The organism is Knoellia locipacati (assembly GCF_044791685.1).
GTDB classification, from domain to species: domain Bacteria; phylum Actinomycetota; class Actinomycetes; order Actinomycetales; family Dermatophilaceae; genus Knoellia; species Knoellia locipacati_A.
The window spans coordinates 1,142,265-1,164,497 of record NZ_CP087730.1; the positions used below are offsets into that span (position 1 = coordinate 1,142,265).

Consider the following 22,233-nt stretch of genomic DNA (forward strand, 5'->3'; position numbering starts at 1 on the left):
TCAGTACTCCACCTTCGCGGTGCGCTTGCGGATCATCGTGACCTCGTCGCGGTTGTTGCCGATCGGCCCGATGTAGTTGAAGAAGTAGGCGAGCTGGGCGTAGCCGCCGACGATGTGGTTCGGCTTGAGCAGGATGCGGGTCAGGCTGTTGTGGATGCCGCCCCGCTTGCCGTCGCGCTCGGTGAGCGGCACGTCGATGAGCCGGTCCTGGGCGTGGTGCATGTAGACCGTGCCCTCGGGCATCCGGTGGCTGACGATGGCGCGGGCGGCGACCACGCCGTTGCGGTTGACCATCTCGATCCAGTCGTTGTCCTTGATCCCGGCCTTGGCGGCGTCCTGGTCCGACATCCACACCGACTGCCCACCGCGGGAGAGGGCGAGCATGAACAGGTTGTCCTGGTACTCCGAGTGGATCGACCACTTGTTGTGCGGGGTGAGGTAGCGGACCGAGACGGCCACCCCCTGGCCCTCCGCCTGGCTCATCTCACCGATCGGGGCCTCGCCGAAGAGCCGGGTCATGTTGAGCGGTGGGCGGTAGACCGGGAGCATCTCGCCCATCCCGAGGAACCAGTCGTGGTCGACGTAGAACTGCTGGCGACCGGTGAGGGTGTGGAAGGGCTTGTGCCGCTCGATGTTGATGGTGAACGGGCTGTAGCGCCGGCCACCGGACTCCGACCCCGACCACTCGGGGCTCGTGATGACCGGCACGGGGGCGACCTGCGTGTCCGCGAAGGTGATCTGCTTGCCCTCGTGCTCGGCGGCGAGGTCGGCGAGCTGGGTGCCCGTCCGCTTCTCGAGGAACCGGAAGCCCTGGGTGGCGAGGTGCCCGTTGGAGACCCCGGCCAGGTGAAGCATCGCGTCGGCCATCTGGATGTCGGTCTCGACCTTGGGCTGCCCGTCGCCGGCACCGCCTCGCCGAACACCGTTGCGGCCGCGCAGGATGTCCATCTCGCGCTTGACGTCGTAGGCGACGCCCTTGGTGAGCATGCCGACCTTCTCCAGGAGCGGGCCGATGCTCGTCATCTTGTCGTAGATGGCGGTGTAGTCGCGCTCGGCCACGGCGATGACCGGCATGGTCTTCCCGGGCACGGGCTCGCACTCGCCGGCTCGCCAGTCCTTGACCTCGCCGTGGACCGTCGCCATCGCCTCCGGGGTGTCGTGCCAGAGGGGCTTGGCGATGACGTCCTTGCGGGTGCCGAGGTGCTCGACGGCCAGCTCGCTGAACTTCTTGGCGATGGCCTTCCACGTGTCCCAGTCCGACTTCGTCTGCCACGGCGGGCTGATCGCCGGGTTGAACGAGTGGATGAACGGGTGCATGTCGGTCGTCGACAGGTCGTGCTTCTCGTACCAGGTCGCTGCTGGGAGGACGACGTCGGAGAGGATCGTCGAGCTCGTCATCCGGAAGTCGAGCGTGAGAAGCAGGTCGAGCTTGCCGTCGAGCGCCGTTTCGGCCCAATCGACACTCGTCGGCCGCTGGTCCTGCGACGCCTCGACCGCCGTGGCCGCGCTGTCGGTGCCGAGGAGGTGTCGCAGGAAGTACTCGTTGCCCTTGGCCGAGCTCCCGAGGAGGTTGGAGCGCCAGAGCGAGAGCACCCGGGGGTGGTTGGTGCCCGACTCCGGGTCCTCGACCGCGAAGCGCAGCCGGCCCTCCTTGAGCTCCTGCGCGACGTATGCCGGGGCCTCCATCCCGGAGGCCGCCGCGTCGTCGGCGAGGTCGAGCGAGCTGCGGTCGAACGTGGGGTAGCTCGGGGTCCACCCGAGGCGCACCGACTGCGACAGCAGGTCCATGACGCTCTTGCCCTCGAAGATCCCGGTGCCGGAGTCGAGGTCGTCAGCGGTGAAGGTGTCGTAGCGGTACTGCGAGGTGTGGACGTACCAGTACGCCGTCTGGTTCATGTGCCGCGGCGGGCGCTGCCAGTCGAGCGCGAACGCCATGTGCTGGAAGCCCATGATCGGGCGGATCTTCTCCTGGCCCACGTAGTGCGCCCAGCCGCCGCCGTTGCGTCCCTGACAGCCGGTGATCGTCGTGAGCAGCAGGATCGCCCGGTAGATCTGGTCGCTGTGGAACCAGTGGTTGGTGCCGGCGCCGAGCAGGATCATCCCGCGGCCGTCGGTGTCGATCGCGTTCTGGGCCCACTCGCGTGCGAGCCGCTCGACCTGCGCCGCCGGGACGCCCGTGAGCTCCTCCTGCCACGCGGGCGTCGCAGGCACGGTCGGGTCGTCGTAGCCGGTCGGCCAGGCGCCGGGGAGCCCGTCGCGGGCCACGCCGTACTGGGCGAGGAGGAGGTCGAGCACCGTCGTGACGACGCGGTCACCGATGCGGCGCACCGGCACCCCCCGCGGCTCGTGCGCGACCTTGCCGTCGGCGGCGTCGAAGCGCGGCAGCGAGACCTCGACCGCGTCGTCGTGGGTGCCGTGGAGGGTGAGCAGCGGGTCGACGTCACCGAGCTCGAGGTTCCACCTGCCCAGGCCTTCGTCACCGAAGCGGTCACCGATCGACCCGTTGAGCACGGTGAGCTCGCCGGTGCGGCCGTCGATGACGGCGGGCTTCCACATCGCGTTCTCGGAGTCGGACTTCGGCCCGCCGTCGACGTCGCCGGCGACGAGGTACTTGCCGGGGCGGTGCACGCCGTCCTCGCCGGGCACGAGGCAGACGAGGTTCGCGAGGTCGGTGTACTGCTTGTTGTAGTCGGTGAAGAACGGGACCTGCTGGTCGACGAAGAACTCCTTGAGGATGACGTGACCCATGGCCATCGCGAGCGCACCGTCGGTGCCCGGCCCGAGCGTCACCCACTCGTCGGCGAACTTGACGTTCTCGGCGTAGTCGGGCGCGACGGCGATGACCTTCTGCCCGCGGTAGCGGGCCTCGGTCATCCAGTGCGCGTCGGGCGTGCGCGTCAGGGGGACGTTCGAGCCCCACATGATGAGGTATGCCGCGTCCCACCAGTCGCCGGACTCCGGCACGTCGGTCTGGTCGCCGAACATCTGGGGTGAGGCGTTGGGCAGGTCGGCGTACCAGTCGTAGAACGAGAGCATCGGCGCGCCGACGAGCTCGAGGAAGCGGGCTCCCGACGCGTAGGACACCGGCGACATCGCCGGGATCGGTGAGAAGCCGGCGATGCGGTCGGGGCCGTGGGCCTTGACGGTGTAGACGTGGGCCGCCGCGACGATCTCGACGACCTCCTCCCAGGAGGAGCGGACGAGGCCGCCCTTGCCCCGCGCCCTCTTGTAGCGAGCCGCCTTCTCGGGGTCGTCCACGATGGAGGCCCATGCGAGCACCGGATCGCCACCGTGGGCCTTCTTGGCCTCACGGAACATCCCGAGCAGGACGCCACGGACGTAGGGGTAGCGGATGCGGGTGGGCGAGTACGTGTACCAGGAGAAGGCCGCTCCGCGCGGGCAGCCGCGCGGCTCGTAGTCGGGTCGGTCGGCCCCGGCGGAGGGGTAGTCGGTCTGCTGCGCCTCCCAGGTGATGATCCCGTCCTTGACGTAGACCTTCCACGAGCAGGACCCCGTGCAGTTGACTCCGTGGGTGGAGCGCACGACCTTGTCGTGGCTCCAGCGGTCCCGGTAGAACGAGTCGCCGCCGCGCCCGCCCTCGAGGCTGAGGGTGCGCCGATCGTCCGACACCTCGCCTCTGGTGAAGAACCTGCGGGTCCCCACGAGGGCGTCGGCGAGAGGGCCGTCGAATCCTGGTCGGGTGGTGGCCTGCTCGCTCGTGGTCACGGCTCTCCTCGTCGACGTTGACGCTGGTGCGCACAACGGTGCCAGCCAACCGGCTCCAGCGCCACCGTGGCAAGGACCAACGTCCCGGGTCGTGTCTTCTCATGACGGGACCTAAGACCCTGCGGCGGCGGCCCGAGGACTTCTACGGTCGACGTGCCGACGGTCGATCGCTACCGTCACGTCGAGGGTGGAAGGAGAGACCGTGTCGGAGCAGCACCGACCTGCGGGGGATGTGAGGGACGAGCGCCCCGCGCGCCGGGTCCTCGTGATGTCGACGACGGCCTTCACGGTGATGTTCGCCGTGTGGCTGATGTTCGGCATCCTGGGCATCCCGATCCGCAAGGAGTTCGGGCTCACCGACGTCGAGCTCTCGTGGCTCAGCGCGGTCGCCGTCCTCAACGGATCGCTCTGGCGCCTGCCGGCCGGCATGGTCACCGACCGGATCGGCGGCCGCAAGGTCTTCGCAGCCATGCTCGCCTTCACCGCGATCCCGGCCTACCTCGTCTCCCAGGCGCAGAGCTACGGGATGCTGCTCGTCCTGGCCTTCCTCGTCGGCTTCGCCGGCAACTCCTTCAGCGCGGGCATCTCGTGGAACTCGGCGTGGACGCCGCGCAACCGGCAGGGCTTCGCGCTCGGCGTGTTCGGTGCCGGCAACGTCGGCGCCTCGGTGACCAAGTTCATCGGCCCGGCGCTCATCACCGGCACGGCCGGCGCGACGTACTTCGGTGTCGTGGAGGGCGGCTGGCGCATCGTGCCCGTCATCTACGCGGTGCTGCTCCTCGTCCTCGCGGCCCTCGTCCTGGTCATCACACCGGCGCACGACCGCAAGCCGGGCCGCGGCCGGCCGTTGCGCGAGCAGCTCCGGCCTCTGCGCGAGCTGCGGGTCTGGCGGTTCAGCCTCTACTACGTCGCCGTCTTCGGTGCCTACGTCGCCCTCGCGGCCTGGCTGCCGAAGTACTACGTCGACAACTTCGACGTGAGCCTCAGCACCGCCGCCCTGCTCACCGCCACGTTCATCTTCCCCGCGTCCCTGCTGCGCCCGGTCGGGGGCTGGTTCAGCGACCGGTGGGGCGCCCGGCGGGCGATGTACTGGACCTTCGGCGCGATGATGGCGACGTCGCTCTTCCTGTCCATGCCGGGCGGCTACATCGTCCTGCAGACGCGCACCGGACCCAAGGACATCCTCCCGTACGAGATCGGCCTGTGGCCGTTCGCCATCGCCGTCTTCCTGCTCGGCTGCGCGATGGGCGTGGGCAAAGCCGCCGTGTTCAAGCACATCCCCGAGTACTTCCCCAAGGACGTGGGGGCGGTCGGGGGTCTCGTCGGCATGCTCGGTGGCCTCGGCGGGTTCTTCCTCCCGCCCCTCTTCGCCTACAGCCAGCGGTGGACAGGCCTGCCCTCGAGCACCTTCTTCGTCCTCTTCCTGCTCACCGCGGTCTGCAGCATCTGGATGCACTGGACCGTCGTCCACATGCTCCACACCCACTCCCCCGAGCTCGCCACGGCGCTCGAGGCTCCCGTCGACGGCCGTGACCCGGCTGCGGCCAGCACCACCCCGGCAGAGTCCCACCCCATCCCCCAGGAGGCACGCGCATGAGCAGCACGACGACGAGTCGCACAGGTGGTGAGTGGCTCGACGCCTGGGACCCCGAGAACGAGGAGACCTGGGACAAGAGGCTCGCCTGGACGACGCTCTCGATCACGACGTTCACCCTGACCCTCTGCTTCGCCTCGTGGTTCCTCGCCAGCGCCATCGCTCCCAAGCTCACCAACCTCGGGTTCGACCTCACCCAGAGCCAGCTCTACTGGCTCACGTCCCTGCCGGGCCTCGCCGGCGGCCTCATGCGGCTCGGGTGGATGGTCATGCCCCCCATCCTCGGCACCCGCAAGCTCGTCACGCTCACGACGCTGCTGCTCATCTTCCCGGTGCTCGGCTGGGCCGTCCGCATCCAGGACCCGACGACGCCCTACTGGGAGCTTCTGGCCCTGTCGTTCCTCTCCGGCATCGGTGGCGGTGCCTTCTCCGGCTTCATGCCGAGCACCTCCTACTTCTTTCCACGACGCCTGCAGGGCACGGCTCTCGGGCTCCAGGCCGGCATCGGCAACTTCGGTGTGTCCCTCGTCCAGCTCCTCACGCCGTGGATCATCGGCTTCTCGATGATCGGCTTCCTCGGCGCCTCGCAGACCATGCAGGGACTCCCGGGCAAGCAGGCCTCCGAGGTCTGGTACCAGAACGCGTCGTTCGTCTACATCCCGTTCATCCTCATCGGTGCCGCCCTCGCGTGGACGATGCTCAAGTCGGTCCCGATCACCGCCAACATCCGCCAGCAGTTCGACATCTTCAAGACCCAGGACACCTGGTGGATGACCCTCATCTACATCATGACCTTCGGCACCTTCTCGGGGTTGTCGGCCCAGTTCGGCCTGCTCATGAAGAACCTCTACGGCGCCGGCAACACCGACATCGTCCAGGGAGCCGGGGCGAGCGCCCAGCTGCTCATCGACGGCTACTCGGTGCCGGACCCCGTGAAGTACGTCTTCCTCGGCCCGCTCGTCGGCGCCGCCGCCCGGGTCGTCTTCAGCCCACTGACCGACCGCATGGGCGGCGCGCGGTGGACGCTCGTCTCGGGGATCGGCCTCGTGGCCTCCATCGCCTGGACGATGACCGCGCTGGTGCCCGACACCTCCTCGGCCGAGGCCCTGCGGAGTGACTTCAGCACCTTCCTCTGGGGGATGCTCGCGATCTTCCTCTTCAGCGGCATCGGCAACGCCTCGACGTTCAAGCAGATGCCGATGATCTTCGAGCGCCGCCAGGCCGGAGGCGTCATCGGGTGGACGGCAGCCATCGCGGCCTTCGGCCCGTTCCTCTTCGGTGTCGGCCTGACGGTCATGGAACCGACGACGTTCTACGCCATCGGCATCGCGTGGGCGCTCATGTGCATCGCCATCACGTGGATGCGGTACGCACGACCGGGCGCCCCCAAGCCGTCGTAGCCGCCGGTGCCGACGTCGGGGAGCTCAGTGGTTGCGGAGCGCGTCGATGAGCTCGTCCTTGCTCATCGACGACCGCCCCTCGATCCCGAGCTCCTTGGCGCGATCACGCAGCTCCTCGACGGTCCGGTCCTCGTAGTTCTCGGCCTCGCCACCTCGCTCGCCGACGTCCGAGCGTGAGGACGCGGCGGCGGCGTTGGAGATCCGCGCGGCCTTCTCCTTGCTCGCACCGTCGTCGCGCAGCTTCTCGTAGAGCTCGGGGTCCTTGATGCTCGGGCCCGGGTCCTTCGCACCGCTCCTGCTCTCCGGCATGGCTCCTCCTCGGTGTCGTGGGGTCCTTCCACCCTGTGCGCTGCGCGGACCGCGTGCAACCCCCGAAGGGAGGTGGCCCGCACCCCCCGGGTGGCCCAGCGCCCCCGGCACGGGAGCCGTCCAGCGGACACCCAGCGGCACGGCATACCCTTGCGCGCGTGATGATGCCTTCGCTCGGCCCCGACTGGATGGACCCCCAGTGGCTCCTCGACCGCTTCGGCTCCCAGTTCTTCTGGGTGAGCACGGCGATCGTCTTCATCGAGTGCGGGCTGCTCTTCCCGATCCTCCCGGGTGACTCGCTGCTCTTCGCGATCGGGCTGTTCATCAGCCGCGGCGACATCGCCATCAACATCGTCCTCGCCTGCGCGATCCTCAGCATCGCGGCCTTCCTCGGCAACGTCGTGGGCTACGAGATCGGCCGCGCCATCGGGGCGCCGCTCTACGAGCGCGACGGCCGGTTCATCAAGCGCCAGTACTTCGACCAGACCCACGAGTTCTTCGAGAAGCACGGCAACAAGGCGCTCGTCCTCGGCCGCTTCGTGCCGATCGTGCGCACGTTCATCACCGTGGTCGCGGGCGTCTCGCGGATGGACCGCGGCCGCTTCTTCCTGTGGAGCGGCGTCGGCGCGGTCCTGTGGGCCACCGGCATCACGCTGCTCGGCTACTTCCTCGGCGGTGTCGACTTCATCCACGACAACCTCGAGGCAGCCGTCCTCCTCATCGTCGCGGTGTCGGTCCTCCCGATGGTGTTCGAGTACCTCCGCCACCGCAGCGCGACCCGCGCGGCGGTGGAGGAGACCGCAGAGGTCGTCGACGACCTGCGTCACGACGAGCGCTGAGCCTCGTCACCGTCCGGGCACGGTGATCAGGCCGAGCCCGTATGCCGCGGTGACCGCTGCCGTCCGGTCCGTCACCTCGAGCTTCGTGAAGACCCTGAGCAGGTGCGTCTTGACCGTCGCCTCGCCGATGAACAGCTCGCGGCCGACCTCGGCGTTGGACAACCCTCGCGCCACGGCCCGCAGCACCTCGAGCTCGCGCGGGGTCAGCTCGACCCGGGCCGGCGCCCGCAGCCGCTCGGCGAGCCTGGCCGCCACGGGCGGCGCGAGGACGGTCTCGCCCAGGGCCGCCCGGCGGATCGCGTCGGCGAGCACGGTGGGCGGGGTGTCCTTGAGCAGGTAGCCGCGGGCCCCCGACTCGACGGCCCGCACGATGTCGGCGTCGGTGTCGTAGGTCGTGAGGACGAGCACCTGGGGTGCATCGGGCTGCTCCCGCAGCCTGGCCGTCGCGTCGGCACCGTCCATGACCGGCATACGGAGGTCCATGAGGACGACGTCCGGGGTCAGGCGCGGGACGAGCGCGAGCGCCTCGGCACCGTTGCCGGCCTCGCCGACGACGTCGATGTCGTCGAGCTCGCCAAGCAGCGCGACCATCCCGGCCCGCACGACGGGGTGGTCGTCGACGACGAGGACGCGGATCATCGGGGCAGCTCCATGACGAGCCTGGTGCCGTGGCCGTCGCCGCCGGTGATCGTGACCGCGCCGCCGAGCTCGGCGGCGCGGGCCTGCAACCCGTCGAGCCCGAACCCGGGCTGGGTCGTCGCGGGGTCGAAGCCGGCGCCGTCGTCGGTCACCTCGAGGGCGACCCGCTCCGGTCGGTAGGTGAGGGTCACGGCCGCGGACCGTGCGCCCGAGTGCCGCCGGACGTTCGACAGCGCCTCCTGGACGCCCCGCAGGAGGACGACCTCCGCGTTGCCACCCAGCGGGGCCGGCTCACCGTCGACCTCCGACGTGACCTGTATGCCGGTCTCCTCCGTCACCGTCCCGGCGAGCCTCGCGAGGGCCTCGACGAGGGTGCGCGACTGCAGGTGCCCCGGCGTGAGCTCGGCGACGATGACCCGGGCCTCGGCCAGGTTGTCGACGGCCGTGTGCTCGATCATCGCGAGCCGCTCGCGGGCGGTCGCGACGTCGTCACGGTCGAGGGCCGAGGTCGCCGCGCGCGACAGGGCGATGACCGACGTGAAGCCCTGCGCGAGGGTGTCGTGGATCTCGCGGGAGAGCCGGCCCCGCTCGTCCTGGACGCCGGCGGCCCGTTCGACGGCGGCGAGCTGGGCCCGGGTCGAACGGAGCTCGTCGATGACCGCCGCTCGGTTCTCGGCCTCGCCGATGATGCGGTGGATGAACATCCCCAGCGCCGCCGAGAGGGCGAACGAGATGACGACCGACACCAGGGCGCCGGGAACCTCGGCGCGGGGGTTCTCCGCCGGTGCGACGGCGGCGGTGAAGAGGGCGAGCAGCGCGAGACCGGTGGCGATGAGCGCCGGTCGCACCTCGAAGGTCGCCCAGATCTGCGGGAAGAGGCAGAAGAAGAGCAGCCAGGCCTCGAAGTCCGGGTCGAGGGCGATGATCGTGAGGAGACAGGTCCACGCCGTGAGCTGGTAGAGCACGGCATACACGGCCTCCTCGCGCATGATCGCGCGGCGACCGAAGAGGGTGTAGGCCACCGCTATCCCCAGGAGGAGCACGAGGGTGGGCCACCGCCCGTGCTGGCCGGGAGGTTCGAGGAGGGCGACGACGACCGCGGTGGCGACGATGGCGTAGCAGCCGAGGTGCCACCACTTCGCCTGGCTGCGCCACACCGCGGCGAGCTGGTCGCTCGACAGCTCCGGTGGGGGCAGGGGTGCAGCGGTCACGGTTCCATCATGTCGTGCCGCGCTTGAACCAGCGGAAGGTCAGGACGCACAGGACGAGCCCGACGACGGCCCAGGCGCCGAGCACCATCGCGGTGCGGCCGTGCTCCCACGCGCCGCCCATCTCGAGCGAGGCGAGGGCGTCGGGGAAGAACACCGAGCGCATGCCCTGGGCGATCCACTTGAGCGGGAAGACCGAGGCGACCTGCTGGAGCCAGCCGGGGATGTCGGTGAAGGCGAAGTAGACCCCGGAGATGAACTGGAGGATGAGCATCGGCGCGACGACCACGGCACCGACGGTCCTGGCCGACGCGAGCGAGCTGTAGGCCGTGCCGAGCACCGTGCCGGCAAAGGCCCCGAGCCCGAACACCCACGCGAAGGTCACCCACCGTGCCGTCGTGTCCGGCAGGTCCACCCCGAAGGCGAACCGGGCCACGGCGAGGAGCAGGACCTGTTGTGCCAGAGCGGTGCTCACGACAAGGCCGACCTTGCCCAGGAAGTACGACACCGGGGGCATGGGTGTGCTGCGAAGGCGCTTGAGGGTGCCGTCGTCGCGTTCGGCAGCAACCGACATGGCCATGGTCTGGAAGGACGTGAGGAGGATGCCGGCCGAGATCATGCCGGGCAGGAAGTACTCGGCGGCGCTCAGCTGCGCGCCGCCGGCCTCCATCGCGTCGCCGAAGATCACCGAGAACAGCGCGAGCATCATGATCGGGAAGAGGAAGGAGAAGAAGACCGCCTCCTTCTCGCGGGAGTACATCTTGAGCTCGAGGACGGTGCGGTCGAGCCCGAGGGCGACGGCGTTCATGCCAGCACCTTCCGTGTTGTTGTGGCGTGGTCCTCGACGTCGGCCTGCGTGACGTGCGGCGCGATGAGGGAGAGGTAGGTGTCCTCGAGCGAGGGCCGGCTCACGACGAGCTCGGGGACCTCGCCGACGAAGCGCTCGGACAGCCTCCTCACCTCGAGGGTGGGGGTGGCCGTGCGCACCGTGCGCCGGTGGCCGTCCTCGCTCCACGCGACCGTCGCCTCCTCGGAGGCCCTGCCGCCGAGGTTCGCCGGGGTGTCGAGCGCGAGCAGTCTCCCGGCGGCGATGACCCCGACGCGGTCGGCCAGCTGCTCGGCCTCGTCGAGGTAGTGCGTCGTGAGCAGGATCGTCGTCCCCTCGGATGCGAGGTTGCGGATGAGCTCCCAGAAGTCACGGCGTGCCTGCGGGTCGAACCCCGTCGTCGGTTCGTCGAGGAAGAGCAGCTCCGGGCGACCGACGATGCCGAGACCGACGTCGAGCCGGCGCCGCTGACCGCCGGACAGGCCGGCGATGCGCTCGTCGGCCTTCTCCTCCAGCCCCACCGCCGCGATGACCTCGCCGACCCCTCGTGGTGTGGCGTAGGTGTGGGCCGTCGAGGTGAGGATCTCGCGCGGTGTGAGCAGGTCGAGGCCCGCCGAGGTCTGGAGGACGATCCCGATCCGGTTGCGCCAGGCGCGGTCCGCGGTGCGCGGGTCTGCGTCGAGGACGCTGACCTCACCCTCGTCGGCCGTGCGGAAGCCCTCGAGGATCTCGACGGTCGTCGTCTTGCCCGCTCCGTTCGGCCCGAGGAGTGCGAAGACCTCGCCCGTCTCGATGTCGAGGTCGAGGCCGTCGACGGCCCGCCGGTCGCCGTAGGCCTTGACGAGTCCGCGGATGCTGATCGCTGTCATGCCTCCAGCATGGTCCTGTCATGTGCCGGTCCGGACCGACTGCCGGGTGGACGGGCCGTCCACCGACCGGTGGACGCCGACGCGAGCGCGTGCGCGGAGCTGAAGGACCAGCCCCGGAGAAGCGGTGACGGCGACGGTCAGAAGGTCGTGTAGCCGCCGTCGACGACGACGACGGACCCGGTCATGAAGCTCGACGCATCCGAGGCGAGATAGACGACCGTCGGCGCGATCTCCTCGGGGAGGGCGTAGCGCTGCATGGGGGCGTCGTCGATCCAGCGGGGCTTGAACGCCGGGTCGTCGACGGGGGCCATCTCGGTCTTGACATAGCCCGGCGCGACGGCGTTGACCCGGATCCCGAGCGGCGCCCACTCGGCCGCGAGCGACTTCGTGAGCTGGTGCACGGCCGCTTTCGATGCGTTGTATGCCGGCTGCCACTGGGGCCTGTTGACGATGAGTCCCGAGATCGAGCCGATGTTGACGATGACACCTGTCCCTGCGTCGGCGAAGTGCCGTCCGGCGACCTGGCTCATGATCCACAGCCCGCGCACGTTGGTGTCGAAGACGCTGTCCCACTCCTCGTCGGTGACGTCGAGGGCCGGGCGGTGGACGCACGCCCCCGCGTTGTTGACGAGCACGTCGAGGCGGCCGGTGGCCTCGATCGCAGTGGCGACGACGCGCTCGGCGCTCGCCCGGTCGGTGACGTCGAGCCCGACTCCGACCACGGTTCGTCCCGTGGCCGACGCGAGGTCCGCGGCCGCAGCGACGGAGGACTCCTCGTCCCGGGCACCGATGACGACGTCGGCGCCGGCTTCGGCGAGGGCACGGGCGAAGGCGAGGCCGAGCCCGCGGTATCCCCCGGTGACGAGCGCCGTGCGGCCGGTGAGCGAGAACGTGTCGAGAACTGTCGAGGTCATGCGCCATTGTGGCGTGGGTTCGGTGCGGGGGATGCTTTCGGGCGACGGTGACTGTCGGTGGTCGCTCGTAGTGTGGGGTCATGGAGGGGACACCAGCACCGAGCGGGCCTGAAGGGCTCGTCCGATCGGTCGTGTCCGCGCTTGCTGTGATCTCTCCGGAGGGGTTGACCGAGGCGGACCGTGTCTCCGTGGTCTCGGCGCTGGAGTCGATGAAGGGTGCTGCGGCGGCCACGCAGGCGCGGCTGACGGCGGCTGCCGTGGTGGACCGCGAGGCGCTGGGTGAGGACTCCCGCAGCGTGCGCGCCGACCTGGCGTTGGCGCGGCGGTGCTCGCCGACGCTGGCCGACCAGCATGTCGGGGTGGCTCGGGCACTGGTGGACGAGCTGCCCGAGACTCTGGCGGCGTTGACGCGTGGGGAGATCAGCGAGCGTCGCGCCACGATCGTCGTCCGTGAGACGGCCTGCCTGTCGCGGGAGCACCGCGGCGAGGTCGACCGCAGGCTGGCGCCGGTTCTCGGTTCTCTGGGTGACAAGGCACTGGCTGCTGCAGCCCGTCGGGCGGGTGCGGCGCTGGATGCGGAGTCGTTGGCAGAGCGACACCGTCGTGCGGTCGCTTCCCGCCGGGTGTCGGTGTGTCCGGCCGCGGACGGCATGGCGTGGCTGTCGGTCCTCGGCCCGATGAAGGACGTCATCGGCGCCCACCTCGCCCTGGTCGGTGATGAGGGCCGCCGCCACGTCATCGACCCCGACCTGCCCGACGACCAGTGGGAGGCGGCCGCTGCCGTTGCTCGTGCCGACACCCGCGGCAAGGGTGCGTGGCTGGCCGACCGCGCCCTCGAGCTCCTCAGCGGCCGCGCCAAGGGTCAGCCGCAGCCGGTCGAGGTCAGCCTGGTCATGACCGACCGGGCGCTGGTGCCGGCCGCGTTCGGTGGCACCGCGCCTGCAGATGACTGCGCAACGATCCCCGGGTGGGGACCGGTCCCCGGCGCCGAGGCCCGCGCCTGTGTGGCCGACTTGCTGGACCGTGGCGAGGGCCTCAATCACAGCGGCCGACGTCGGGCGACGAGCGACGGCGCCAGAGCCGGAGCCGGAGCCGGAGGCCCGGCTCCGTTCGTGTGGCTGCGTCGGCTGTTCACCGACCCGACCGGACGCGACCTCGTCGCCCTCGACTCCACCCGCCGGAAGTTCCACGGTGGGCTGCGGCGGTTCCTCGAGCTGCGCGACCCGACCTGCCGCATCCCGTGGTGCGACGCCCCCGCCATCGAGTCCGACCACGCCATCGCAGCCGCCGACGGCGGTCCCACCTCCGCCGCCAACGGCGAGGGCCTGTGCCAGCGGCACAACCAGGTCAAGGAGGCCGACGGCTGGCACGTGCGCGTCGAGTCGACTGGGCTCGACGGCACCGGATCGCCACGTACCGGACCACACGGCATACGGGTCACGACCCCGACCGGGCACACCTACGACTCGACCGCGCCACCCATCCTCGGCCAAGGCTGGTCCCCGCGATGGCTGGACGACCTCGAACCGCCCTACGACCCGACCGACGAGCGCTACCTGCCCGACGACTGGGTGCCCGACGACGAGTTCTGGGTCGACGCCCGGGCGGCCTGACGTCAGCCCCGCGGTCAGGGGGTGAGCGACTCCTGCTTGAGGACGATCCGGGTCCACGACCCGAGGTAGAGGACGTGCCCCGAGCCCACCGGGTGGCCCGCCTCGATCGGGTCGTCCGGGATGTCGCCGATCGTGGAGCTCACGTAGGTGCCGTTGGCCGACCCCAGGTCCTCGACGACCCAGCCGAGACCGTGACGGGTGAGGCGCGCATGGCGCCGGCTCACGCCCGCGTCACCCTCGCAGTCGATGTGCGGCGTGACCGCCTTGGCCTCGCTGTGCCGACCGATGAGCACCTGGCTCTCCCGGAGCGGGACCACCGTGGGAGGACCGAACGCGGGCAGGCGGTCAGGGCTGCTCTGGCACTCGTACCATTGCGGGTCGACCCAGACCTCCGCCACCCAGGGCGAGGCTGCGGCGGCGCGGGAGCCGGAGACGAGCGACACGCGTCGGCCTCAGACGCGGGGCGCCGGTGGCGCCGGTGGGGTGTCGCCGGGCGTCGTCGGGTCGATCGGCTGGGTCTGCTCGACGGGCGGCGCCGGTGGCGCGGCCGGCGCCGCGGGGGTGTCCGCGGGTGACTGCGGGCCCGGCGGCGTCGAGGCGCTCGGCGCGCTCGGGGCGTAGCCGCTCGGCGGCGGGATCGTCGCGTCGCGCTGGCCGAAGTCGACCTTGGGGGCCTCGCGCTGCTCGCCGACGGCCTCGAAGTACTCGGCCGTCTTGATCCCGAACATGCCGGCGATGAAGTTCGTCGGGACGGTCTCGACCTTGGTGTTGAGGTCACGGACGGTCGCGTTGTAGTAGCGACGCGACGAGGCGATCCGGTCCTCGGTGCTCGTGAGCTCCTGCTGGAGGGCCATGAAGTTCTGGTTGGCCTTGAGGTCGGGGTAGGCCTCGGCGATGGCGAGCAGGCGACCGAGGGCCTGGCTCAGCATGTTCTCGCTCTCGGCCTGCTGGCCCGGCGACTGGTTGGGCGCCATCGCTGCGCTGCGGGCCTTGATGACGTCCTCGAGGGTGCCGCGCTCGTGGGCTGCGTAGCCCTTGACCGTCTCGACGAGGTTGCCGATGAGGTCGTGGCGCCGGGTGAGCTCGACATCGATCTGGCGCCAGGCCTCCTGCACGAGGTTGCGCAGCTTGATGAGGCCGTTGTACATCCCGACGACGACGCCGACGAGCAGCAGGACGACGACGATGATGATGATGGCGGTGATCATGTGAACTCCCCTGTTGGTGGCGTCTCGCTCGCGATCCTAGGCCCTGGGCGCCCCCGCGCCCGGGATCCTCAGGCGAGTCCGAGGTCCTCGAGCCCGAAGGCGTGCCGGTAGCCGAGCCCGGCGTCGGCGAACACCTGGGCGGCACCCGTGGCGCGGTCCGCGATGGTCGCGACACCGACGACGGTGGCGCCCGCCTCCTGGGCTGCCTTGGCCGCGTCGAGCGGCGAGGCGCCCGTGGTCGAGGTGTCCTCGACGATGAGGACGCGCCGGCCCTCGATCGACGGGCCCTCGATGCGCTGCTGGAGTCCGTGCGCCTTGCCGGCCTTGCGGACGACGAAGGCGTCGAGCCGCTCGCCCGCGGCGGCCGCCGCGTGGAGCATCGAGGTCGCGACCGGGTCGGCCCCGAGCGTCAGCCCACCGACCGCGTCGAACTCGAGGTCGGCGACGAGGTCGCGCATGACCCGTCCGACGAGCGGGCTGGCCTCGCCGTCGAGGGTGATGCGGCGCAGGTCGACGTAGTAGTCCGCCTCCTTGCCCGACGACAGCGTGACGCGGCCGTGGACGATGGCCTTGTCCCTGATGATCTCGAGCAGGCGGGCGCGGTCGGCAGCGATGTCAGTCACGGCCCCGAGGCTACCGACCTGTGCCGGCGACGGACGAGGGGCGGTGCGCCGAGCGGGACGTCGCACGCACGAGCGGGCGCGGGATGACCCGCAGCGCCGCGACCGCCGCCTTGTAGAGCGGGCTCGGCACCGACACGACCTTGCCCTTGGCCACGTCGGCCAAGGCGTCGCGCACGAGCCGGGGCGCGTCGAGCCACACGAACTCCGGCAGCCTCGACATGTCGACGTCCGCGCGCTGGTGGAACTCGGTGTGCGTGAAGCCGGGGCAGAGCGCGGTGACCGTGACACCCGACCCGGCGAGCTCGCTGGCCAGCCCTTCGCTCAGGACGGTGACGTAAGACTTGCTCGCCGAGTAGGCGCCGGACGCGATGAAGGACGCCACCGACGAGACGTTGACGATCGCGCCGCGCCCGCGCTCCCTCATGGCCCGACCCGCGGCGTGCGAGAGGACCAGCACGGCGCGGGCGAGCACGTCGAACTGGGCCTCCTCCTGCGTGATGTCGTGCTCGAGGAAGGACCCCTTGAGCGAGAAGCCGGCGTTGTTGACGACGAGGTCGACCGGTCGCTCGGTCGACGCCACTCGCTCAGCCACCGCGCCGAGCGCCCGGCGGTCGGTGAGGTCCGCGGGAAGGACCTCGACGTCCACCCCGTGTGCGGCCCGCAGCTCCGCTGCCAGGGCCTCGAGCCGCGCGAGGTCGCGCGCGACGAGGACGAGGTCGTCGCCCCGTGCGGCGAGCTGGAGGGCGAACTCCCGGCCGATCCCGGCGGTGGCTCCCGTGACGAGTGAGGTGGTCATGGGCACGACCCTAAGCACGCGACATACCCGTGGGTAGTGTGGCCGGGTGCGTATCGCCACCTGGAACGTCAACTCCATCCGCTCCCGCATCGACCGTGTCGAGGCCTGGCTGCAACGGACCGACGTCGACGTCCTCGCGATCCAGGAGACGAAGTGCCGCGAGGACCAGTTCCCGTTCGAGCGCTTCGCGGACCTCGGGTATGCCGTGGCGCACCACGGCCTCAACCAGTGGAACGGCGTCGCGATCGCCTCCCGCGTCGGCCTCGACGACGTGAGCCGGGGCTTCCCCGACCTGCCGCACTGGGGTGAGCCGGCCGTCGAGGAGGCGCGGGCGATCGGGGCGACGTGCAACGGCATCCGCCTCTGGTCGCTCTACGTCCCCAACGGGCGGCACATCACCGACCCGCACATGCAGTACAAGCTCGCCTGGCTCGACACGCTGCGCGTCCAGACCGCTGCCTGGGCCGCCGAGGAGGTGCCGTTCGCCCTCATGGGCGACTGGAACATCGCGCCGCAGGACGACGACGTCTGGTCGATGGAGTACTACCTCGACAAGAGCCACGTCAGCCCGTCCGAGCGCGCGGCCTTCCAGGCGGTGCTCGACGCCGGGGTCAGCGACGTCGTCCGCCCGCACACCGAGCCCGGGACCTTCACCTACTGGGACTACCAGCGGCTGGCGTTCCAGAAGCGCCGAGGCATGCGGATCGACTTCATCCTCGCGTCCGACCCGCTCGCGCGACGAGTGCAGGGCGCGGCGATCGACCGGGAGGAGCGCAAGGGCCAGGGTGCGAGCGACCACGCCCCCGTCGTCATCGAGGTGGCCGACCAGTGACCACCCGGACCACCGAGCGAACGCTGACCATCCCCGCGGCCCACAGCGCGTCCCTCGCCGCGACGGAGTTCGTCCCGGCGACGGCCCCGGACGATGACACGCCCACCCTCGTCCTCGCCCACGGCTGGACCCTCGCCCGCGCCAGCTGGGAGCCGGTCGTGCGAGAAGTGCAGTCGCACAGGGCAGTTCGCGTCGTCACCTACGACCAGCGAGGCCACGGCCGCTCGACGTGGGGCTCCACGAAGCAGCAGTCGATCAAGGGCCTGGCCGACGACCTCGCGGCCGTCATCGCGGCCACCGCGCCCTCCGGTCCCCTGGTCCTCGGCGGCCACTCGATGGGTGGGATGACCGTCCTGGCGTATGCCGGCCGGCACGCCGACCAGCTCCGCGACCGGGTCCGTGGGGTCGCCCTCCTCTCGACCACCGCGACCGTGGAGGGTCGGCCCGAGGTGCGCGGCGAGGCTCTCGCGATGGCCGTCGCCGCGCGAGTTCCGTTGCTGCGCACGGGAATGCTCATCCCGAGCTCGGTGCTCCGCGGCCTCAACTTCGGCGAGAGCGCGGACAAGCAGGTCGTCAGCGACATGGTGCGCACCATGGGCAGGACCTCGCTCGCCACCACCGGTCGCTACTTTGCTTCGATCCGCGACCACGACGAGACCGAGGCTCTGGCCGAGCTCGCCGGCATACCGACCCACATCCTCGTCGGCACCAAGGACCGGCTAACCCCGGTGCGGTGGGCACGCAGCCTGCACGACGGCATACCGGGTTCGCGGCTCACCCTCCTGCCCGGCAAGGGGCACATGCTCACCCACGAGGCGACCGACATGGTCGCCGACGCCCTCATCGAGCTACTCGATCAGCGCTGAGGCGCCGGCCGGCTCACCCGAGCGAGAGCGCCTCGCCGTCGCCGAAGGTGTTGAGCAGTGCGTTGACGGCACCGATGGCGCCGTTGGGGCCGGTCCAGAACTCGGCGCCGCGCGGGTCGAGCGCGACGACCGATCCGTCACCGACCACCGCTGCTGCAGCACCCGGGGTCAGGCGGACGGCGGTGTCCTCGCCGATGCCCCAGACGACCTGGTCACCATCGAGCGCGCCCAGGTCGAACAGCTTGCCCCAGCGGTAGTCGAGGGTGAGCGAGGGCACGAGCGAGCCTGTCACGAGCCCGAGTCCGCGCTGCCACTGTCCGTCACCGGTGCGGAAGTTGGCGATCGCCTCGTCCTCGTAGTTCGTGTCCGTCGGGTCGGCCTTGGTCGAGAACCACGTGCCCAGACCAGCGGTGAGGTGGCGGTCGGCGAGGACCACCGGAGTCGTGAGGACGGCAGTCCTCACCTGCGCCGCGAACGCCGGGTCACCCAGGGCCGTGTCCACGGATGCCGGTGTCTCGCCGACGAGCAGCACGCCAGCGGCTCCAGTCATCATGACCCTGGAGCGCTTGCCCTGCTCGACCACCTCGGTGGTCCCGGTCCACCCGGCGGCCTTGAGCGCGTCGGTGTAGGCCCTGGTCGCCTTCCTGTCCTTGAACGACGCTGCGAGGACGACGACCCGCGACTGCGAGCCGGACGCGACGGCGGCCTTGACGTCGGCGACGAACCGGCTGACGACCGTCGTGGAGGCACCGCCCACGACGTCGCCACCGAGGTAGACCGTCCCCGCCGCCCCGTCGATCTCCGGACCCACCGCAGGGGCCGGGGCCGGCACGGCGACCGCGGTCCCGTTGCGCGTGACCGCGCGCCCCACGAGGTCGTATGCCGTCACGCTCCCCTGCGCGTCCGGCGGCAGGAGGTGGGCCAGGACGTTGCGGGTGGAGAGGACGCTGTGCGGTCCGACCCACGACACCCGCGACGAGAGCGACTCGAGGTCGAGCACGGCCACCGACGAGGCGCCGAAGGTCCGTGACAGGGTGGCGTCGCCGGTGTTGTGGGTGCCGGTGGCGTAGTCCACGCCGACGCCGACCTTGCTCACCCCGCCGAAACGCTCGTCGGAGGTGGCCAGGGTCGACAACAGGCGACCGAAGCGCCCGCGCTGGTAGAAGTGCTGGTCGTAGATCGCGCGCTCCGAGCCGAACCGCAGGCCCCGCTCCCGGTCGGTGTCGTCGCCCCACCACATGAGCGAGCTGCCCCGCCGGAGGCCGTCCCACGGGCCGAGGTCGCCGACGTAGCCGTTGATCATGCTGCGCGACTCGACGGCCGCACCTGCACTGGTGCCACCGACGGCGGCGCCACGGGTGAACGCCGCCTCGAGGGCGGCCTCGGCCGGTGACTCGGCGAGGACCGACATCGCCAGGCCCTGGTCGCCGCCGAGGATGAACACGCCGTCGGTCTGCTCGGTGAGCATCGACGAGTTCGCCGGGTCCTCGGCGTCCGCGCGGTTGAGCAGCGGCGCGAGGACGGCGGTGCACCCGGTGAAGGGTGCCGCCACGACGGCGTCGCAGGCGGCGTCGACCTCGTCGGTGCGCTGCTGGGCGAGGGTGAGGTTCGCGTCGCGGTCCGCGGGTGCGTCACCGTAGGAGGAGGGCACGACGACGATGTCGACACTCGGCCCGCTCGCACCGTCGGCGGCCGCGCGCGAGAACCCCTGCAGGGTCTCGAGGGTGTAGCCCCCACCGATGGGCGTCATGGTCGTCGGTTCGGCCGCCCGGGCAGCACCTCCCCCGGCGGCGAAGCACCCCGCGCCGGTGGCGAGGGCAAGGGCGAGGGCGGCTGGGCGAGCGGTGCGCGAGCGCGAAGGCGTGGCCATGGACCCAACCTAGGTGCGCCGAGCCGGCGGCGCCCGCCGAGCAGGAGTCGGCCGTCACGCCCCGGGCAGACGACCGCTTCGCTCAGTACTCGACCCGGTCCCGCGCCGGCCCGACGCGGTCGGGCAGCCGACGGTTGAGCGAGAACAGCCGGCCGAGGACCGGCATGAGGACGATGTTGAGCCCGTGCAGGATGCCGATGATGAGCAGGATCCCACCGATACGGCTGAGCGAGTAGGTCACCTGTGCAGCCGAGACGGTGACCGGCTCGACGTAGTCCCATCCGGCCTCCGGTCCCACTTTGAGCGTGAAGAGGATGTAGGCCGTGAAGATGAGGTAGTAGACGATGTCCGTAAGGACGATGTAGCTCTTGCCCGTGAGCGGATTGTCGTGGAAGACGTCTGCGGCATAGGCGCGTCCGAACCTCTTGATGAACGGACCGAGCCACAGTGCGATGGCGACGAGGACGAGGTTCGTGGCGACTTCGAGGATCCACCAGGGCATGGCAAGGGTTCCGTTCTCGTGACGGGGAGTGAGGATGAGGACGGCCGCCACGGTCGCGGCGATGACGAGCAGTCCCACCAGGGACCATTGGACGAGGATGCGGCGGCGCGCGCGATCGGCCGCGATGCTCTCGACGACCCGCTCGAAGAGGTCCGGCGAGGGCTCGGCCGGGTAGTCGGTCAGGGCTCGGGTCAGGCGGTCCTCGAGGTTGCTCATCGGTCGACCTCCAGGGTCTGCGCGAGGCTGGCCATCCCCCGTTGGAGATGGGTCTTCACGGTGTTGGCGGACAGGCCCAACGTCTCGGCGATGTCGGGGATCCCGAGGTCGAGGTAGTAGCGCAGGGTGACGCAGTCACGCTGCCGCTTCGGCAGGGCCCGCAGCGCGTCGATGACCTCCTGCCGCTCCGCGCGGCTGTGCGCGTCCTCCTCCGCCGACGGGGCGTCCTGGACGGCCGGCGGCCGGTGCCGCAGCGAGACGAGGCCGCGCCGGTTGTGGTCGCGGGCCAGGTTGATGATGATCGACCGAAGGTATGCCGCTGCGCTGCCCCGCTGGCGGATCCGTGCCGACGACCTGGTGAGCCTGATGAACGCCTCCTGGACGAGGTCCTCGGCGGCCGTGCGGTCGTCGAGGTAGAAGCTGGCGAGCCGGGTGAGGGAGGCGCCCTCCTGCGCGAAGAGCGCAGGGACATCGAGGCTGGGCCCGACGTCGAGCGGGTCGAGCGCGAGCTCGGCGACGGTCTCCATCGCCCTGACAGACGCGCGAGCAGGGGTGGTCGGGTGACCGCCGGAACGGTCTTTTTTTCGTCGGTTTCCGGTGTCACCCACAGCGCGTGCGGCTGCGTCTGCATCGGTGTCGGCACCTCGCCGATCCTTCAGAAAGGACACCCGATGCCCACCTCCTCACAGCTCAAGATCACCGCCGTCGCTGGCGCCATCGTCCTCCTCACGGCCACCCCCGCGCTGGCACTTGGCGGACTCATCCGCACCGGCGGTCCGCTCAGTGACTTCGCCCCGGCGTCCTCCGGACCCTTCGACGAGGCTCGTGCGCGGGTGCAGATCGTGGAGTCGGCGAAGGGCAGTCACGCCGTGCTCACGGTCAAGGGGATCGACACCTCGGTCGACGGTGACACGTTCGGCGCGCACCTGCACGACGGCCCCTGCATCGCCGGCGACGGAGCCGCGGCCGGGCCGCACTACAACTCGTACGTGCACGGTCAGACCCCGGTCTCCGGGATCAGCGACCGCACCGAGATCTGGCTCGACTTCACCGTCGAGGACGGCGCTGGCACGAGCACCGCGAGCGTCCCGTTCGTCCCGGAGTCCGGGAACCGGTCGGTCGTCGTCCACGCGGCTCCCACCAACCCGCAGACCGGCGGTGCGGGTCCCCGTCTCGCGTGCCTGACGGTGTCGTGGTGATGACGGCGCTGCGCCACCTTGCTGCCGCCCATCGTCGGCATGGCCGTCGTGGCCTCGCGCAACCGGTGGGCGCGGGCCTGCGGAGTGCTGGTGCTCATCGGGTTCGTCGCCCTCATGCCCACCCTCGTGGGATCGTCCGAGGAGCCCTTCACGGCTCGGACGCTCGCGGGCTTCACCGTGATGT

The 22,233-nt window shown here is 70.6% G+C and carries 21 protein-coding genes; 7 read left to right on the top strand and 14 right to left on the bottom strand.

From position 1 onward, the window contains the following. Positions 1 to 3,726, bottom strand: coding sequence for a nitrate reductase subunit alpha (locus LL946_RS05380; RefSeq protein ID WP_404385543.1), 3,726 nt, complete (start codon positions 3,724 to 3,726; stop codon positions 1 to 3). 202 nt (positions 3,727 to 3,928) lie between these two features. Between LL946_RS05380 and LL946_RS05385 the strand changes: the two genes are divergently transcribed. After that, positions 3,929 to 5,323 carry a nitrate/nitrite transporter gene (locus LL946_RS05385; protein ID WP_404385545.1) on the top strand — a complete coding sequence of 465 codons (1,395 nt, stop codon included), beginning with the start codon at positions 3,929 to 3,931 and terminating at the stop codon, positions 5,321 to 5,323. After that, complete coding sequence (locus LL946_RS05390) at positions 5,320 to 6,720, top strand: MFS transporter (protein ID WP_404385547.1); 1,401 nt, start codon at positions 5,320 to 5,322, stop codon at positions 6,718 to 6,720. Before LL946_RS05385 ends, LL946_RS05390 begins: the two co-directional genes overlap by 4 nt. Before the next feature lie 24 nt (positions 6,721 to 6,744). Here the strand turns inward: LL946_RS05390 and LL946_RS05395 are convergent, their stop codons facing one another. Next, positions 6,745 to 7,029, bottom strand: a complete 285-nt coding sequence (locus tag LL946_RS05395; protein WP_404385549.1) for a Rho termination factor N-terminal domain-containing protein — start codon at positions 7,027 to 7,029, stop codon at positions 6,745 to 6,747. 164 nt (positions 7,030 to 7,193) lie between these two features. Between LL946_RS05395 and LL946_RS05400 the strand changes: the two genes are divergently transcribed. After that, positions 7,194 to 7,868, top strand: a complete 675-nt coding sequence (locus LL946_RS05400; RefSeq protein WP_404386797.1) for a DedA family protein — start codon at positions 7,194 to 7,196, stop codon at positions 7,866 to 7,868. Positions 7,869 to 7,874: 6 nt separating this feature from the next. On the opposite strand, the gene LL946_RS05405 is transcribed toward LL946_RS05400, so the two are convergent. From LL946_RS05405 to LL946_RS05425, 5 genes are all read right to left on the bottom strand, one after another. Then, on the bottom strand, positions 7,875 to 8,507 hold the full coding sequence (locus LL946_RS05405) for a response regulator (protein ID WP_404385551.1): 633 nt from the start codon (positions 8,505 to 8,507) through the stop codon (positions 7,875 to 7,877). Continuing rightward, positions 8,504 to 9,718, bottom strand: a complete 1,215-nt coding sequence (locus LL946_RS05410; protein ID WP_404385553.1) for a sensor histidine kinase — start codon at positions 9,716 to 9,718, stop codon at positions 8,504 to 8,506. The genes LL946_RS05405 and LL946_RS05410 overlap by 4 nt, the downstream gene beginning before the upstream one ends. A 7-nt stretch (positions 9,719 to 9,725) precedes the next feature. Beyond that, positions 9,726 to 10,523: an ABC transporter permease gene (locus LL946_RS05415; protein WP_404385555.1), complete on the bottom strand. Its 798-nt coding sequence runs from the start codon at positions 10,521 to 10,523 to the stop codon at positions 9,726 to 9,728. After that, positions 10,520 to 11,410, bottom strand: coding sequence for an ABC transporter ATP-binding protein (locus LL946_RS05420; protein ID WP_404385557.1), 891 nt, complete (start codon positions 11,408 to 11,410; stop codon positions 10,520 to 10,522). Before LL946_RS05420 ends, LL946_RS05415 begins: the two co-directional genes overlap by 4 nt. A 137-nt stretch (positions 11,411 to 11,547) precedes the next feature. After that, positions 11,548 to 12,324: an SDR family NAD(P)-dependent oxidoreductase gene (locus LL946_RS05425; RefSeq protein ID WP_404385559.1), complete on the bottom strand. Its 777-nt coding sequence runs from the start codon at positions 12,322 to 12,324 to the stop codon at positions 11,548 to 11,550. A gap of 80 nt (positions 12,325 to 12,404) precedes the next feature. Here LL946_RS05425 and LL946_RS05430 point away from each other — a divergent pair, with 80 nt between their 5' ends. After that, entirely contained in the window at positions 12,405 to 13,937 is a 1,533-nt protein-coding gene (locus LL946_RS05430) for a DUF222 domain-containing protein (RefSeq protein WP_404385561.1), read from the top strand. Between the two features lie 14 nt (positions 13,938 to 13,951). On the opposite strand, the gene LL946_RS05435 is transcribed toward LL946_RS05430, so the two are convergent. From LL946_RS05435 to LL946_RS05450, 4 genes are all read right to left on the bottom strand, one after another. Beyond that, the gene (locus LL946_RS05435; protein ID WP_404385563.1) at positions 13,952 to 14,380 is read right to left on the bottom strand and encodes an FHA domain-containing protein; all 429 of its coding nucleotides are present in this window, start codon (positions 14,378 to 14,380) and stop codon (positions 13,952 to 13,954) included. 9 nt (positions 14,381 to 14,389) lie between these two features. Then, positions 14,390 to 15,145, bottom strand: coding sequence for a LemA family protein (locus LL946_RS05440; protein ID WP_404385565.1), 756 nt, complete (start codon positions 15,143 to 15,145; stop codon positions 14,390 to 14,392). A 68-nt stretch (positions 15,146 to 15,213) separates the two neighbouring features. Further along, positions 15,214 to 15,768, bottom strand: coding sequence for an orotate phosphoribosyltransferase (gene pyrE, locus LL946_RS05445; RefSeq protein WP_404385567.1), 555 nt, complete (start codon positions 15,766 to 15,768; stop codon positions 15,214 to 15,216). A gap of 10 nt (positions 15,769 to 15,778) precedes the next feature. Then, positions 15,779 to 16,564, bottom strand: coding sequence for an SDR family NAD(P)-dependent oxidoreductase (locus tag LL946_RS05450; RefSeq protein WP_404385569.1), 786 nt, complete (start codon positions 16,562 to 16,564; stop codon positions 15,779 to 15,781). 46 nt (positions 16,565 to 16,610) lie between these two features. Here LL946_RS05450 and LL946_RS05455 point away from each other — a divergent pair, with 46 nt between their 5' ends. Both LL946_RS05455 and LL946_RS05460 read left to right on the top strand, forming a co-directional pair. Continuing rightward, positions 16,611 to 17,396, top strand: a complete 786-nt coding sequence (locus LL946_RS05455; RefSeq protein WP_404385571.1) for an exodeoxyribonuclease III — start codon at positions 16,611 to 16,613, stop codon at positions 17,394 to 17,396. Beyond that, entirely contained in the window at positions 17,393 to 18,262 is an 870-nt protein-coding gene (locus tag LL946_RS05460; RefSeq protein WP_404385573.1) for an alpha/beta fold hydrolase, read from the top strand. The genes LL946_RS05455 and LL946_RS05460 overlap by 4 nt, the downstream gene beginning before the upstream one ends. A gap of 13 nt (positions 18,263 to 18,275) precedes the next feature. Here the strand turns inward: LL946_RS05460 and LL946_RS05465 are convergent, their stop codons facing one another. The 3 genes from LL946_RS05465 to LL946_RS05475 form a co-directional block, all read right to left on the bottom strand. Beyond that, positions 18,276 to 20,132, bottom strand: a complete 1,857-nt coding sequence (locus tag LL946_RS05465; protein ID WP_404385575.1) for a hypothetical protein — start codon at positions 20,130 to 20,132, stop codon at positions 18,276 to 18,278. 82 nt (positions 20,133 to 20,214) lie between these two features. Continuing rightward, positions 20,215 to 20,850: a hypothetical protein gene (locus tag LL946_RS05470; RefSeq protein ID WP_404385577.1), complete on the bottom strand. Its 636-nt coding sequence runs from the start codon at positions 20,848 to 20,850 to the stop codon at positions 20,215 to 20,217. Next, positions 20,847 to 21,377: an RNA polymerase sigma factor gene (locus LL946_RS05475; RefSeq protein WP_404385579.1), complete on the bottom strand. Its 531-nt coding sequence runs from the start codon at positions 21,375 to 21,377 to the stop codon at positions 20,847 to 20,849. Before LL946_RS05475 ends, LL946_RS05470 begins: the two co-directional genes overlap by 4 nt. 144 nt (positions 21,378 to 21,521) lie before the next feature. Between LL946_RS05475 and LL946_RS05480 the strand changes: the two genes are divergently transcribed. Beyond that, on the top strand, positions 21,522 to 22,049 hold the full coding sequence (locus LL946_RS05480; RefSeq protein WP_404385581.1) for a superoxide dismutase family protein: 528 nt from the start codon (positions 21,522 to 21,524) through the stop codon (positions 22,047 to 22,049). Positions 22,050 to 22,233 lie beyond the last annotated feature (184 nt).

Coding starts and splice junctions, on each gene's coding strand:
- LL946_RS05390 (WP_404385547.1), top strand. CDS start 5,320: ATGAGCAGCACGACGACGAGTCGCACAGGTGGTGAGTGGCTCGACGCC.
- LL946_RS05395 (WP_404385549.1), bottom strand. CDS start 7,029: ATGCCGGAGAGCAGGAGCGGTGCGAAGGACCCGGGCCCGAGCATCAAG.
- LL946_RS05400 (WP_404386797.1), top strand. CDS start 7,194: ATGCCTTCGCTCGGCCCCGACTGGATGGACCCCCAGTGGCTCCTCGAC.
- LL946_RS05405 (WP_404385551.1), bottom strand. CDS start 8,507: ATGATCCGCGTCCTCGTCGTCGACGACCACCCCGTCGTGCGGGCCGGG.
- LL946_RS05415 (WP_404385555.1), bottom strand. CDS start 10,523: ATGAACGCCGTCGCCCTCGGGCTCGACCGCACCGTCCTCGAGCTCAAG.
- LL946_RS05420 (WP_404385557.1), bottom strand. CDS start 11,410: ATGACAGCGATCAGCATCCGCGGACTCGTCAAGGCCTACGGCGACCGG.
- LL946_RS05425 (WP_404385559.1), bottom strand. CDS start 12,324: ATGACCTCGACAGTTCTCGACACGTTCTCGCTCACCGGCCGCACGGCG.
- LL946_RS05430 (WP_404385561.1), top strand. CDS start 12,405: ATGGAGGGGACACCAGCACCGAGCGGGCCTGAAGGGCTCGTCCGATCG.
- LL946_RS05440 (WP_404385565.1), bottom strand. CDS start 15,145: ATGATCACCGCCATCATCATCATCGTCGTCGTCCTGCTGCTCGTCGGC.
- LL946_RS05450 (WP_404385569.1), bottom strand. CDS start 16,564: ATGACCACCTCACTCGTCACGGGAGCCACCGCCGGGATCGGCCGGGAG.
- LL946_RS05465 (WP_404385575.1), bottom strand. CDS start 20,132: ATGGCCACGCCTTCGCGCTCGCGCACCGCTCGCCCAGCCGCCCTCGCC.
- LL946_RS05470 (WP_404385577.1), bottom strand. CDS start 20,850: ATGAGCAACCTCGAGGACCGCCTGACCCGAGCCCTGACCGACTACCCG.
- LL946_RS05475 (WP_404385579.1), bottom strand. CDS start 21,377: ATGGAGACCGTCGCCGAGCTCGCGCTCGACCCGCTCGACGTCGGGCCC.
- LL946_RS05480 (WP_404385581.1), top strand. CDS start 21,522: ATGCCCACCTCCTCACAGCTCAAGATCACCGCCGTCGCTGGCGCCATC.